This is a genomic window from Acidimicrobiia bacterium (assembly GCA_040902765.1).
Lineage (GTDB): Bacteria > Actinomycetota > Acidimicrobiia > Spongiisociales > UBA11373 > DATKBG01.
On record JBBDWO010000002.1, the window covers coordinates 25946 to 39562 of the forward strand.

Sequence of the window (13617 nt, forward strand, 5' to 3'; positions counted from 1 at the left end):
TCGCTCCGCTCCCTACGGGACTCCCCCCTACGGGGGGAGAGCGTCTTGCCGGCGACGGGCCCCTACCTCAGCGCCCGTCTCACGTCTCGTTTGGTGAAGTGGCCGGCGAGGACCGTCGCTCCGTCAGCAATCACTACCGGGAGGCGGTCGCCGTATGGTTGCTCCCAGGCGGTTCCGGCGACGTCGATGATCTCGAGATCGTGGCGACGACGACGACACACCGCCGTGACGATCGGCAATGCAGCCTCACAGAGCGAGCAGTCGGGCCGGGAGAGGAACAGGACCGTCATGCGAGTATCGTCGTCCACCCGATGCGCCCCGCCACCGTCTTCGCCCTCATCGCCCTGCTCCTCCTGATCGCGGCGGCCGGCACCGTGTTCGTCGTTCAGCTCGTCTCACTGGACTGAGCGCCCCCGGCAGCCCCCAGGCCGACCGACAAGCCCTCGCTGATGCTGAGCACCTCGTCGGCGCGCCCACCGGACACGGCGATTGCCATCAGCCCGTATGAGTCGACGTGAACGATCCGGGAACCCTCGGACCCATAGGTGTCGGCCCAGGGCAGTTCGAGACGCTGGCCGCCGATGCGCACCGACAGGGTGTCCCCCGGCCGGGCACCGATGAGGGCGAGGTCGTCAGGTGCGATGTTCGTCTGGGCATTGCCGAAGCCGTCGATCCAGAGCACCTCACCGTCGACGACGCCATCGCCGTGTTCCACCAGCGGCAGCAACAGCGGGGTGAGCGAGTCGGGATCGACGTCGGCGCCCAGGTCGTCGAGCTTCGCTTCACCCGACGCCAGCACGGCGGCCGCCGGCGCAAAGACGTCGCGCCCGTCGAAGGTGACACCACTCCGAGGCAGACGGAACTCCTCGTTGTCCAGCGACACGATCCGGGTGGCCCCGCCGACCATCGCCACCGCCGGGGCGAGTAGTCCGTTGTCGGGACCGACGAAATGCCCCCACGCGGTCTCGGCGGCGATGCCGCGGCGGCCGGTGCCCACGCCCGGGTCGACCACCGCCAGGCACACCCCCGGGGGCAGGTACTGGACGGCCCGCAGCAGCGCCAGGGCCCCCGCCCGGACGTTGCCCCGCTCCACCCCGTGAGTGACGTCGATCACGACGGCATGGGGGTCGATCCGTCGAATCACCCCATGCACGACACCGACGAACTCGTCGGTGAGCCCGTAGTCGGTGAGCAGCGAGATGGGGCGAGAGGAGGCGGCCATAGGCTAGGGAGCGTAACCCAGGGGTCACGGCTTCCAGCTACCAGCTACCAGTGAGCTCATGGCCAGAGGGACGTTTCCGTCATCCGTCATCCGTCGACCGTCGACGGTCGACGAACCCTCTAGCCAACAGCCAAGAGCCAATGGCTAATAGCTGGCGCGAGCGAAGCGAGCGCGAAAGCGCAAGGCCCAACGAACCTCTTCGGCATCTTCCCCGCACTTCCCCAGACGAGGTTTCCAACCGATTCAGCACCTTGGGCCTTGCGTGACCGAACCTACGGATGTCGGGGCGTCGCGTCAACCACCGTGCGCACGCCGAGTTTTCGCGGTCTCGTGCGCGCCATTGCCCTCACCGGATGCTTGTCGCACGCAACCGCGCACTCGATCGAGCTCTTCTCCACATATCCACAGCAATCCACAGGGGCTTGTGCACAAGCGGTGTCGACAACTAGCCCTCATGTATTCTTTTCGCGGGAGAAAGCCAGTCGTACCAACGGTTTGAATGCGACCTCGACGGCCTCGTACACCTCACCGAGGATCAGCTCGAGCTCCTCCTCGGTCACCTCCCCGACCGGAACCCGCCCCGCCAGCACGAGGTCGCCGTCCGGATCCAGGGCGAAGTGCATCCGGCGGGTCGAAAAGCTCCTGACCAGCGCCTGGCGGAACACCGCCTCGCGATTGAACGGCGGTCCGGGTAGCACGTATGCCTCGACGGTCAGCCACCGATCGCCGATGCCGAACCACACGGTGGTGAAGTCGCGCACGGTCTGCCGCATTCGCACACCTCGCCGGCCTTCGTGGTCTCCCGCCCAGACGACATCGCCGTCCGCATCTGCAGCCCAGGCGTCGGTGACGGCGCAAACGAGCCCCCAGGGGGAGTCGTTCACTCGACCATCCCCCGGTACAGCTCTAGGAGCCGATCCACCGTCCCGTCCCACGAGGACGACTCGGCACGCTTGACGGCACCGGCGGCGAGATCGGCCGCCATCTCCGGATCGAACAGGATCCGCCCGAGCGCCGCGGCGTAGTCCGCCGGATCGTGACCGGCGACCAGGAACCCCGACTCGCCATCGATGACCACGTAGGGGAGGCCGCCGACCCGCGAGGCGACCACCGGAGTCCCGGTCGCCTGGGCCTCGAGCGCCACCAGGCCGAACGACTCGGCACGCGACGGCACGATCAACGCGTCGACCGCGCGATAGACCTCGACGACGTCCGCGTGAGCGACCGGGGCGTGGAAGACGACCTGCCCCGGTGCCACTTCGTCGGCCAGGGCACGGAAACCGGCGAGATCGGCATCGCCCTCCGGCCCACTGGGGCCGCCGACCACGAGGAGCCTGACCTCGGGGAGAGCGGCGACTGCCCTGATGGCCACGTCGACGCCCTTCAGCGTCTGGATACGGCCGACGAAGCCGACGATCGGACCGGCCCCCAGTCCGAATCGGTCCCGGGCCGCCCGTCGGTCGCCCGGCGAGAACACGGTGTGATCGACACCGGGTGGCGACACACAGATCCGTTCCGGGTTCGCCTGGTAGTGCTCGATGAGATCGGCGGCATCGGCCGGGGTCGACGCCACCATGCACTCGGCACGGGCGACCACGTCCACCTCGGCGGCGATACGGACCAGCGACTCCCGCGGCTCGGCAGGCGTCCTCGCCGCCTCCTTGACCCGACCGAGGGTGTGGAACGAGATCGCCAGGGGAACGCGCAGGCGTTCCTGGAGCAACGCTCCTGCCCATCCGGACAGCCAGTAATGGCTGTGCACCATGTCGTACCGGATGTGCCTCCCCGCCGCCCAACCCTCGATTCCGTCGGCGAACGCTGCCACCAGCATCGCCAGGTCGTCACCCGAAGCAGGGAGCTCGACGACGGTGTAGCCGGGGCAGACCACCGTCTCCCGCAGCTCGTCGGAGCGGGTGAACACGTCGACGCATATGTCCCGCGAGGCGAGCGTGCGCGCCAGTGCGTCCACGTACACGTTCATGCCGCCGGCGTCGCCCGCGCCCGGAGGGTCCAGCGGCGAGGTGTGGATGCTCACGAGGGCGACCCGCTCGATCACAGGCTTCCCTCAACCAGGAACAGGGGCCGCGGTTCGGCCCCCAGGCGACGCTTGTAGGTCTCGGTGCCCTTGAGGAAGTCGAAGCGGCTCCGGCCCGACTCACCCACCCGCCGGATGAGCCGGTGCAGGAGAACGATCCCCGGCGACACCTCGGCCACGGCAGGGTCGTACGCCGCGTTGTACAGGTAGTAGGCGTCGGCGTCCTCGAAGCCGAAGCCGGCGGCGACCAGGCGATCGTCGCCGGTCACCAGGCAATCCAGCCGTGCACCCGGGAGGACGAGCAGATCCCGGAAGAAGCCCTCCATGTCCCCGGTCATGAACTCGCCCTTGTCGCCCGGTGCCGCCCGATGCAGGGCGACGAACTCACCGAACCGCGTCGCATCGTCGACGAGTAGCGCCTCCCCCAACGCCTCGTCGAAGCGCCGCTGTTTGCGGCGAACTTCGTGGCGCTGCTTGGCATCGAGACCGTCCAGATGGTCACCCCCGTCGAGGGTCAACACCATGGCGTCGGTGAAGTGCGTGGTGGTGGTCCCCACGCCGGCTAATTCGAGGGCCTTGGTCACCGCCTCCGCAGCCTCCACGGGGAGTGAGTCGAATGAGAACCTAGTGCCCGATCCACGGTCGCCGACCACCGATGCGAGGAGCTCGGTCGGGTCACCACCGAGGGGGCTGCGATAGTCGACGAGGTCGGCGGCGCCGGCCGCGGTCACACCTCCGTCCGCCGTGATGAACGCCCACGCCGCCCCGCCCACATCGGTCACTTCCAGGTCTCCGGTCCCGAAGTGCTCCCACCACGCCGACAGAAACCCACCATGCGGAAACGGGCCGACCGACGGAGCCAACGGCCGACGAGCGGCGTCGAGCGCCGACCAGTCGATCACGGCGCCACCAGCTCGTATCGCCCCACCGGAACCCCCCCGCCAAGCACCGGGGCGGAGAACACATCGGCGAGGCGGTCGCGCTGGTGTTCGGGAACGATCCCGACCCGGTCCATCAGGCCGACCAGCGCCACGATGGCGGCGGTGTCGTCACCGGTCCACGCCTTGGCGGCGAATCCCACACCGCCTTCAGACCAGGCGGCGGCGATACACCCGGCGGCTCCCGCCTTGACGAAACCGGGAACCCAACGGGCGATCACCGCCTCGCGGCGGTCGCCGTCCGAGGTCAAGGATGCATACCGTCCGATGGCCTCCAGGATCGGCGCGAAGTCGGTGTCGCCGCTGAGAGAGGCGTATCCCCGAGCCAGGGCGACGGTGTCGGTGCGCAGGGTGGGGACCCCGCAACCGTCGACACCGACGGGGCCGACCGATCGGCCGGTGGCTGTGCTCACTATGTCCATAACCTCCGCGTGGAGTGGGTGGTCGTCATCGGTGTAGTCGAACGACCAGTCGCTGGCCCGGCAGGCGCGCAGCATGGCGGCGTGTTTCCCCGAGCATCCGTGAAACACCCGGAGCGGCTCCAGACTTCCCGACGCGTACCAACGTCGGTCCGCGCCAGCGGTGGATGGGCGCGCCGGCGGACAGCGAAGGTCCGCCTCCGTCAGGTCGGCTTCAGCGAGCATCCGTCGTACGAACGCCACGTGGAGAGGCTGACCACCGTGGCTGGCAGTGGCGATCGCCGTCTGCTCCATGCCGAGATCGGCGCCGGCACGCTGCGACACGAACGTCTGGAACGGCTTGACCACGGACCGCCCGAAGAAGTCGCGATCCAGGTCGGCGCCGAAAGAGGCGAGCACCTTCCCGGTCCCATCGACCGCCGCCGCCGACACCGGGTGCTCGGCCTCGACGAGGCCCGAGCGCACCACCCGGACGATCACGCGTCCGCTTCACCCGAGCTGGGATCGGCGCCGTACCGGCGTGCGAGCTCCGCTTGGATGCGATCGAGCGCCGAGTGGACCCGACGGCGCTGCTGTGACACGTCGACCTCTACCTCGGAGATGAACACCTGAGCCTCCTGGAGCTCTTCGTCGGTGAGCGACGGCAACCTCATCAGGTAGTCGTCGTCGAGGGCCCGATCGACGAGACGCCGGCCCTTCGCCGGAAGCTCGGGCACCTCGATGGGGACCGCCCGCTGCGATGGCCCGCCCTTGGTATAGGCACCTTCGGCGAGGATGCGCGGCAGGGCGTCGATGATGGATTCGGTCTCCTCACCTGCCCTCCGCCGCATCTCGAAGGCGAGCAGGTCCATCCGGCCGTGAAGGAGCCGTCGGTAATAGGAGAGCTCGATGTCCAGGTCGGAACACATCTCGCGCCGGTCCCGCAGCTGGTCGAGGTCCAGCGACTCGAGTCCGGCGGTGAAACCGGGTTCCGAGACGATATCGATGCCGCGCCGGTTTTCTTCCCTCACGCCACAAAGAGTAGAGGATGCAGCGTCACGAACAGACCTCCACGACGGTCGGATACGGGTTGACCGCCATGATCCCGCCCGGGAGAGAGTGTTCTACCCGCTCGCCCTCCAAGGACTAGGTCTGCCAATAGCCAACAGCCAACAGCCAATCGCTAAGGTCCGGCGGCGATGGCACTTCGCGTTCGGCCCGACCTGTCGCGAATCGAGGCGTATCGCCCGGGCCGCGCCATCGCCGAGGTGGCTCGCACCTACGGACTCGACGACGTCGCCAAGCTCGCCTCCAACGAGAGTCCGGAGCCCCCGTGGCCGGAGGTGCAAGCGGCCATCGCCGAGGCTGCGGCCAGCGTCCACCGATATCCGGACAACGATCGCCCGACCCTCACCGCAGCCCTCGCTGAGCATCTCGGGATCGATTCGGATCTCGTCTGGTGCGGCGGTGCCGCCAACGAGCTCACCTTCATCACCGGACTGTGCATGGGAGGGCCGGACACCTCAGCGGTGTACGCCTGGCCCTCGTTCAGCCTCTACCGGATCACGACGCGCACCGCCTTCGGCCGGGATCTCGCCGTTCCCCTCACCCCGGACCACCGCCACGACCTGGACGCCATGCTCGCCGCCGTCGCCGACGACACGACCATCGTCTACGTCTGCAACCCCAACAATCCGTCGAGCACCCATGTCTCCGGCGACGATCTGGAGGCGTTCATCGACGCCATCCCCGAAGACGTGCTGGTGATGGTCGACGAGGCGTACGCCGAGTTCGCTACCGCTGCCGACTATCGCTCGATGATCCCGCTGGCGGTCAGCAGACCGAACGTCATGGTCATTAGGACCTTCTCAAAGGTGTATGCGCTGGCCGGCCTCCGGGTCGGGTACGCCGTGACCGCAGCCTCATCGATCCATGAGTTCAGAAGGGTCCAGCTGCCGTTCTCGGTGACCGGCGTCGCCGAAGCGGCGGCGGTCGAAGCGCTCCGCCACCAGGACCGCGTCTCCACCAGGGTGCTGGCGAACCGGGCTGCCATCGATGGGTTGACCGCCTTTCTCGGCGAACGGGGATTCACCGTGCCCGACAGTCAGGCCAACTTCGTGTACACCGACCTGGGGACCCGGATCGGCGATCCCGTCGAGGGACTGCTGCGCAGAGGACTCATCGTGCGACCGGTGCCGCCCGACGGCTGGGTGAGGATCACCGCCGGCACCCCGGACCAGAACGATCGGCTGATGGCGGCGGTCGACGAGCTGCTCTGATCCTGAGAGCGCGCGCCAATAGGCTCGCGCTCTCAGCCCATGAGCAGCAGCACGGCTCCGTACGAGCCGGCGGCGAGGACCACGCCGTCGAAGTATCCGAGGCTCCCGGGCAGGTCGCTGCCGCCGAAATATCCGCCGGCACGCACCAGCATCCCCACGGTACGACCGGCGACCAGACCGGCGACCGCCGCTACCGATGCTATGACCGAGGTGGACACCGTCGGTGCCCACAGCGCCGACGCGGCGAGCCCGGCGAGCAGGCCGCCGAGGATCATCCCGATCATCGGATCGACGATCGGCATCTCGGACCGATCGGAGAGCCAGGCCACGACGATGGCGGCGAGAGCGATCACCATGAACACGGTCGCTTCATCACGGGACCGCAAGCGAATGAGCATCAGCGACGACGCGCCGATACAACCGGCGAGACCGAGGAGCGCGGTGCCGGCGATGGAGTCCACGTCGCGCAGATGCTCACGCAGAACCCCCCAGATGAGACCGAGCATCACCGTCCCTGCCATGGCGGCGGCCATACCCGGCGCGCCGAACCGGTAGGTGGCGAGCACACCGCCGACCACTCCCAGGTGGATGGGCACCGACCCGACGAAGAGACCCCGACGCTCACCGGTGCCGACGATGTCATACACCCACAGGGTCATGAGAAGCACGGTGACCACGGCGAGCCACTGGATGGAGAGGAAGTTCGCCAGGGTGAGACCGGCGGTGAAGGCGACGACGAGCCCGAACTCGAAGGTCACCGGCGATCGGACCACGAACGCCCCACCGGACACCGGCGGCAGGATCGCCACTTCGGCACCATCGGCGACCTTCGAGTCGGCCGGCACTCGCACCCCGTCCACCCACACCTGGGCGCCCGCCATGGCGGCGGCGAACTCATCGCCGAAGCGGGCGGCAGCGGCATCCCGGATCGACTCGACCGTCGTCCCATCGATCTCGACGCGGTCGGCCCCGGCGATCTCGCGGAGGCGGGCGAACAGACGAACCGCCGCCATCAGGAGATCCCGAGCCGACCGGTCACCACCACGACCCCATCGGGCCGGGCCGTTTCGAAGCCGACGCCTTCACTCTCGGAGTCCCACGCACTCGTGGTGAGGTCGCTGCCCGGCAAGACCATGTCGGTGAAGCGCGCCTCGACGGTTCGGACCCCGGCGGCGTCCCCCTCGAGGACCTCGGTCACGATCCCACCGACCACCAACGACAGGGTGCCCAGACCGTGGTTGATCACGCCGGGGAGCCCGACCGCGGTGGCAACGGCCTCGTCGAGGTGGATCGGATTGTGATCGCCTCCTGCCGCCGCGTACCGCGACGGCATGTCGACGGGCACATGGCGAACGAAGCGAGTGGTGGGCTCCCCGCGTCGGGGTGGAACGGTTGGCGTCGACGACACCCGCTCCGCGCCCGAACCCGCGCCGCGCACGAAGATCGTGGCGAACTGATCGTTGACCGCCTCACCGTCCGGCGTCGCCGCCCGGACCGCGGCGACGAAGATGGCAGACCTCCCCTTGTCCTCCACCGACTCGAGGGAAGGAGTCAGCTCCAGGATGTCGCCTGGCCGGAGCGGACGGTGGTGGATGATGCGCTGCTCGCCGTGGACGATCATCAACGGGTTGTCCACGCCGAGTTCGGGATCGAGGGTCACCGTCGCCATTGCCGCCAGGCCGTACACCACGGGGAACACCGGTGAGGCAATCTGGCGGTTGCCGGAAGTGTGGAGGGGGTTGTCATCACCGGACGCGGCGGCGTACTCGGCGATCTGCTCGGCGGTCACCGAGACCGTCGAGCGGTCATAGGTCTTGCCACCGAGATCGAAGTTGAGCGGCATCGACGCGAGGGTAGCCACGCCCTCTGGGATCATCCTGCGACGAATTCCGCGGATGGTGGAAGGACCCTTCTTCATTCTCCTCCCCGACGGGGGAGGTGGCAGCGGCCGAAGGCCGATGACGGAGAGGGAGGCCAGACGCGTCACGAGGCCTGCGTAGCGTTCGCCCTCCCCCCTCCCCTCCGGTCGCTCCGCTCCCTGCGGGACTCCCCCCTTCGGGGAGAGAGAGGGCTCGCTCAGGACTCCCGAGCGGGCAGCACGACCCCCCGACATTCACCGAAGCCGACCCTGATGCCCTCCGCCTCGCACCAGCCGCGCAGGACGACCTCGTCACCGTCTTCGAGGAAACGGCGTTCGGACCCGTCGGGCAGGGTGATCGGGTCACGCCCGTTCCAGGTGAGCTCGATCAGACTTCCGAACTGCCCGGGCTCGGTGCCGGAGACGGTGCCCGATGCATACAGGTCGCCGGGCAGAACGTTGGCCCCGTTGACCGTGGCATGGGCGAGCTGCTGGGCCATGGTCCAGTACATGTGTTTGAAGTTGGTGCGCGAGATCACCTGCGGGCCGGTCCCTGCCGATCGCATTGCCTCCGACGACAGCGACACCTCCAGTTCGAGGTCGAGGCCCCAGTCACCGGCCGCGTCGAGGTAGTCGAGCGGCGCAGGGTCCTGGGCCGGTGGGCTCACCATGAACGGGGTCAGGGCATCCAGAGGCACCACCCAGGGCGATACGGTGGTGGCGAACGACTTACCGAGGAACGGCCCGAGCGGCTGGTACTCCCACCGCTGGATGTCGCGGGCGCTCCAGTCGTTGACCAGCACCAGGCCGAAGATGTGATCGCCGGCGTCGTCGATGTCGATTGGCGTTCCCAGCGGGTTGCCCGGGCCGGTGACGAAACCGACCTCCAACTCGATGTCCAAGCCCATCGTCGGCTCCAAGGCCGGTGGCACATCGCCACGCACAACCTGCCCGCGAGGCCGGGTGACCGGCGTCCCGCTGACCACGACACTGCTCGACCGGCCGTGATAGCCGACCGGCAGGTGGCGCCAGTTGGGAAGGAGCGGATCACCGTCGGGCCGGAACATGCGGCCCAGGTTCGATGCGTGTTCCAGGGACGAGTAGAAGTCCACGTAGTCGCCCGGCTCGAACGGCAGCAGCAGCGTCTCGTCGTTCACCGATCGGACCGCAGGTGCCGGTATCGAGTCGAAGGCGTCCGTCGTCAGCAGCTCGACCAGTCGGTGCCTCGTCTCCTGCCACACGGGGCGCCCACCTGCGAGAAAGCCGTTGAGGGTGCCGGGCCCGAGCGCCTCTGCAGCCTCAGGCGGCAACAGGCCCGCCCCGGCCAACGCGGTGAGGTCGACGGTGTGGTCGCCGATCCGGACCACAGGATGGCCCGTGCCCTCCCGAGCGGCGACGCCGTACGGCAGGTTGTGAAGCGAGAAGTCACTGCCCGGAGGTACCGGCAGCCGCGACCCGGTCACGGCTCCACCGGGAGGACACCGAGGGCCGTCAGGTCGTCGACCGGCTCCCGGACCGAGCACGACCCGTAGGCCCGCAGCAGCGAGGAGCGGGCCTCGGTCAGGGCGTCGACACCGGCGCGTCGGTCCCGCCAGGTCAAGCCGGCGGGAGTCAGCGAGAAGGCGTCGGCATCGTCGTCGGCGAGGACCGGGATGAGGTCGTCGAGGGCGGCGCCGTCGACGGCGAACGCAGCAGCGGCGAGGAGGTTCAGGAATCCGTGATGCACGAACCCGGTGGCCGCATCACGGTGCCGAACCGGGTGGTGGAGCCCGGCAGTGGCTTTGAGCGGGAGGCCGAGGTCACGACAGGCGATCAGGAATCCGGCGACCGCCTCGGGTGGAGGGAAGGCAGCCTCGGTGACGCCACCGGTCCGGATCTTGGCGCCGAGCGACCGGCCGGCAGCCTCACGAGCGGCAGCCAGAGACTGCAACGATCGTTCCAACTCGGGATCGGACCAGGGAACCTCGTAGGAAACGAACCGACCGAAGGAGCGGGAGGCGGCCGCGACGTCGTCGGGCCGGACGCCACCCGCGGCGACCGGCCGCTCCACCACCTCGACGACGGCTCCACCGGACATCGCGACTTCGAACCCTCGGACCCGAGCGGCGTCGGCATCCACCGCCGATAGCCAGTCACCGGACCCGTCATCGGCCACGGCCACGAGCCGCCAGGGCGCGTCACCCGTCCTGAGTGCCGCCATCAGGTGGCCGGCGAGCTCTTCGAGTCGCGACACCGGGCAGATGAAGCGATCCACCAGCCAGGCGTGGTCGCCCTCGAGCGCCTCGCGGTACCCGGCGACGGCGCCGGCCATGTCCAGGGACTCAGGGGGGAATAGCCCGGCGTAATCGATCAGCCCGGACAGGCCGGCGAGACGGGCGTCCCTGCGGGTGACTTCCAAAGGCACATAGGGAGCGTAGACAGCTACCAGCTACCAGCTACCAGCCAACAGCCCACCACAACAGAAGATGCGTTTCTGGCTGTGAGCTGTGAGCTCCTCTGGCTGGCCACTGGCCACTCGCCACTCGCTACTCGCTTATGCTTGGCTTGTCCACCAAACAGGAGGGCAATCCTATGGCGACCAAGGACAAGGGCGGACGAGCCGACAAGAAGGCTCCCGCCAGGGACCTCAAAGAGAAGCGGGCGGCCAAGAAGGCCAAGAAGGCAAAGGACTGAGCGGCCGCCTCGAATCCGACCGAGCGACCGTGGCCCGATATCCTTTGGGGCCCGTGCGCAGTATTCGGAGGTGCATGTGATGACGACCGACTCGGACACCCTGGAGAGAGCGGCGGCGCTGGCCGCCCGGGACGACATGCCACTCAAGGGCTTCTCGCATCTCGAGTGGTGGGTCGGCAACGCCTATCAGACCGCCCAGTTCTTCCGCCAGGTCCTCGGCTTCTCGATCACCGGGTACCGGGGCCCCGAGACGGGCAGCCGGGAGACTGCCTCCTACCTACTCGAGCAGGGCGACATCCGTTACCTCGTCACCGGCTCCATGACCCCGGACCATCCGCTCAGCCAGCATGTCACGCTCCACGGACCCGGCGTCCACGACGTGGCCATCGACGTACCGGATGCCGAAGCGGCGTTCGAAGTGGCGATGGAGCGAGGGGCCGAGGCTGCGACCAAGCCGCACGTCATCGAGGACGACCACGGCCGCATGGTCGTGTCGGCGATCCAGATCTACGGCGACACCATCCATTCGTTCGTCCAGCGGGACGGCGGCTTCCCGGGGTTCGAACCGCGAGTCGACGAGATCGCCCGACCCATCGGCCTCCAGTTCATCGACCACGTGGTCGCCAACGTCGAGCTCGGCAAGATGGACTACTGGGTGGAGTTCTATGAGCGGGTGTTCGGCTTCACCATGCTCAAGCACTTCGATGACGACGCCATCAGCACCAAGTACACCGCGCTGATGTCGAAGGTGATGTGGGACGGCACCGGGATCATCAAGCTGCCGATCAACGAGCCCGCCGAGGGGCTCAAGAAGTCGCAGATCGACGAGTACATCCAGTTCTATCGGGGTGCCGGGGTGCAGCACATCGCCCAGCACACCGAGGATCTGATCCACACCGTATCGGAGACGCGCCGGCGGGGGCTCGAGACCCTCTCGGTACCTGCGACCTACTACGAGGATGTCTGGACCCGGATGCCCGACATCGACATCGACCGGGCCAAGGTGGAGGAGCTCGACATCCTGGTCGACCAGGACGACGGCGGATATCTGCTCCAGATCTTCACCCGGATGCTCCAGGACCGTCCGACGGTCTTCTTCGAGTTCATCGAACGGCGTGGCGCCACTGGCTTCGGCAAGGGCAACTTCAAGGCCCTGTTCGAGGCCATCGAGCGCGAGCAGGCCAAGCGAGGCAATCTCTGACCTCCGTCGGCATCGTCGAGGTCGGCCCCCGGGACGGTCTCCAGGGTGAGTCGGTTCTACCCGTGGCGGCCCGGGTGGCGCTGATCCGGCGGTTGGAAGGTGCGGGGGCGCGACGCGTCGAGACAGTGTCGTTCGCCAACCCCTCCCTGCTCCCCCAGATGGCGGGCGCCGAGGAGATCTGTGAGGCGCTCGGCGACCGGTCGTTCGCCGCGATCGGCCTGGTCCTCAACGAGCGGGGGATGGAGCGAGCCCTCGCCTGCGACCTCGACGAGATCAACCTCGTCGCCTACGCCTCCGACGGCTACGCCACGAAGAACACCAACGCCACCGCGGCCACCCGCAACGACGAGGTGGCCGACCTGATCGCCGCGTCGCGCGATGCCGGGAGGCCGGCAACCGTCACCATCACCGTCGCCTTCGGGGACCCGGTCGAGGGCCGGGTACCTATGGAGCGGGTGGCCGACATCGCCCAACGCATGGAGGAGGCGGGCGCGGACGAGATCGCCCTCGGTGACACCATCGGCGCCGGCGTGCCGACGACGGTGCGTCAGGTGCTCGATGCGGTGGCGACAGCCGTGGGAGACACGCCACTGCGCTGTCACTTCCACAACACCCGCAACACCGGGTACGCCAATGCGGTGGCCGCCCTCGACCGCGGGGTGGCAACCCTCGACTCGGCGGTGGGCGGATACGGCGGCAGTCCGTTCTCGCCCGGCGCCGGTGGCAACCTGGCCACCGAAGACCTCACCGCCATGCTCACCGAGATGGGCGTCAGCCACGGTGTCGACACCAGCGCGATGACCGAGACCGGGCTCTGGCTGGCTGAGAAACTGGGCCACGACCATCCCCCGGCAATGCTCGGACGTGCGGCCGGGTGGCCGCCCGCAGCTCACAGCTGACAGCCAGGAGAGCTCACAGCTCACAGCTGACAGCTCACAGCCCGAAGAGCATCTTCTGTTGGTAGTTGGCTGTTGGCTGGTAGCTGGTAGCTGGTAGCTGTAGGCAGCGCAGCT

14 protein-coding genes are annotated in these 13617 nt (G+C 68.2%); 3 read left to right on the forward strand and 11 right to left on the reverse strand.

Translation table 11 applies throughout. The annotated features are described in order from the left end of the window. Positions 1-62: 62 nt before the first annotated feature. The 7 genes from WEA29_00380 to WEA29_00410 form a co-directional block, all read right to left on the reverse strand. On the reverse strand, positions 63-290 hold the full coding sequence (locus tag WEA29_00380; GenBank protein ID MEX2322221.1) for a glutaredoxin family protein: 228 nt from the start codon (positions 288-290) through the stop codon (positions 63-65). A 95-nt stretch (positions 291-385) separates the two neighbouring features. Next, a complete protein-coding gene (locus WEA29_00385) occupies positions 386-1222 on the reverse strand; it encodes an SAM-dependent chlorinase/fluorinase (protein MEX2322222.1) in 837 nt (278 codons plus the stop codon). A 452-nt stretch (positions 1223-1674) separates the two neighbouring features. After that, positions 1675-2106, reverse strand: coding sequence for a type III secretion system chaperone (locus WEA29_00390; protein MEX2322223.1), 432 nt, complete (start codon positions 2104-2106; stop codon positions 1675-1677). After that, on the reverse strand, positions 2103-3278 hold the full coding sequence (locus WEA29_00395; GenBank protein ID MEX2322224.1) for a glycosyltransferase: 1176 nt from the start codon (positions 3276-3278) through the stop codon (positions 2103-2105). The genes WEA29_00390 and WEA29_00395 overlap by 4 nt, the downstream gene beginning before the upstream one ends. Then, entirely contained in the window at positions 3275-4159 is an 885-nt protein-coding gene (locus tag WEA29_00400) for a GNAT family N-acetyltransferase (protein ID MEX2322225.1), read from the reverse strand. The genes WEA29_00395 and WEA29_00400 overlap by 4 nt, the downstream gene beginning before the upstream one ends. Then, positions 4156-5094 (reverse strand): asparaginase, encoded by a 939-nt coding sequence (locus tag WEA29_00405; GenBank protein MEX2322226.1) that lies wholly within the window; start codon positions 5092-5094, stop codon positions 4156-4158. The genes WEA29_00400 and WEA29_00405 overlap by 4 nt, the downstream gene beginning before the upstream one ends. Next, complete coding sequence (locus WEA29_00410; GenBank protein ID MEX2322227.1) at positions 5091-5624, reverse strand: hypothetical protein; 534 nt, start codon at positions 5622-5624, stop codon at positions 5091-5093. Before WEA29_00410 ends, WEA29_00405 begins: the two co-directional genes overlap by 4 nt. Positions 5625-5792: 168 nt before the next feature. Between WEA29_00410 and hisC the strand changes: the two genes are divergently transcribed. Further along, entirely contained in the window at positions 5793-6872 is a 1080-nt protein-coding gene (hisC, locus tag WEA29_00415; GenBank protein ID MEX2322228.1) for a histidinol-phosphate transaminase, read from the forward strand. 32 nt (positions 6873-6904) lie between these two features. Here hisC and WEA29_00420 read toward each other — a convergent pair whose 3' ends face one another. The 4 genes from WEA29_00420 to WEA29_00435 all read right to left on the reverse strand — a co-directional run bounded on the left by WEA29_00420 (position 6905) and on the right by WEA29_00435 (position 11134). After that, complete coding sequence (locus tag WEA29_00420) at positions 6905-7885, reverse strand: MoaD/ThiS family protein (protein ID MEX2322229.1); 981 nt, start codon at positions 7883-7885, stop codon at positions 6905-6907. Beyond that, positions 7885-8715 (reverse strand): MaoC/PaaZ C-terminal domain-containing protein, encoded by an 831-nt coding sequence (locus WEA29_00425; GenBank protein MEX2322230.1) that lies wholly within the window; start codon positions 8713-8715, stop codon positions 7885-7887. Before WEA29_00425 ends, WEA29_00420 begins: the two co-directional genes overlap by 1 nt. A 233-nt stretch (positions 8716-8948) precedes the next feature. Further along, on the reverse strand, positions 8949-10193 hold the full coding sequence (fahA, locus tag WEA29_00430) for a fumarylacetoacetase (protein MEX2322231.1): 1245 nt from the start codon (positions 10191-10193) through the stop codon (positions 8949-8951). Beyond that, positions 10190-11134 carry a hypothetical protein gene (locus WEA29_00435; protein ID MEX2322232.1) on the reverse strand — a complete coding sequence of 315 codons (945 nt, stop codon included), beginning with the start codon at positions 11132-11134 and terminating at the stop codon, positions 10190-10192. Before WEA29_00435 ends, fahA begins: the two co-directional genes overlap by 4 nt. 348 nt (positions 11135-11482) lie before the next feature. Between WEA29_00435 and hppD the strand changes: the two genes are divergently transcribed. Both hppD and WEA29_00445 read left to right on the forward strand, forming a co-directional pair. After that, a complete protein-coding gene (gene hppD, locus WEA29_00440) occupies positions 11483-12604 on the forward strand; it encodes a 4-hydroxyphenylpyruvate dioxygenase (GenBank protein MEX2322233.1) in 1122 nt (373 codons plus the stop codon). Positions 12605-12615: 11 nt separating this feature from the next. Then, positions 12616-13503 (forward strand): hydroxymethylglutaryl-CoA lyase, encoded by an 888-nt coding sequence (locus WEA29_00445; GenBank protein ID MEX2322234.1) that lies wholly within the window; start codon positions 12616-12618, stop codon positions 13501-13503. Positions 13504-13617 lie beyond the last annotated feature (114 nt).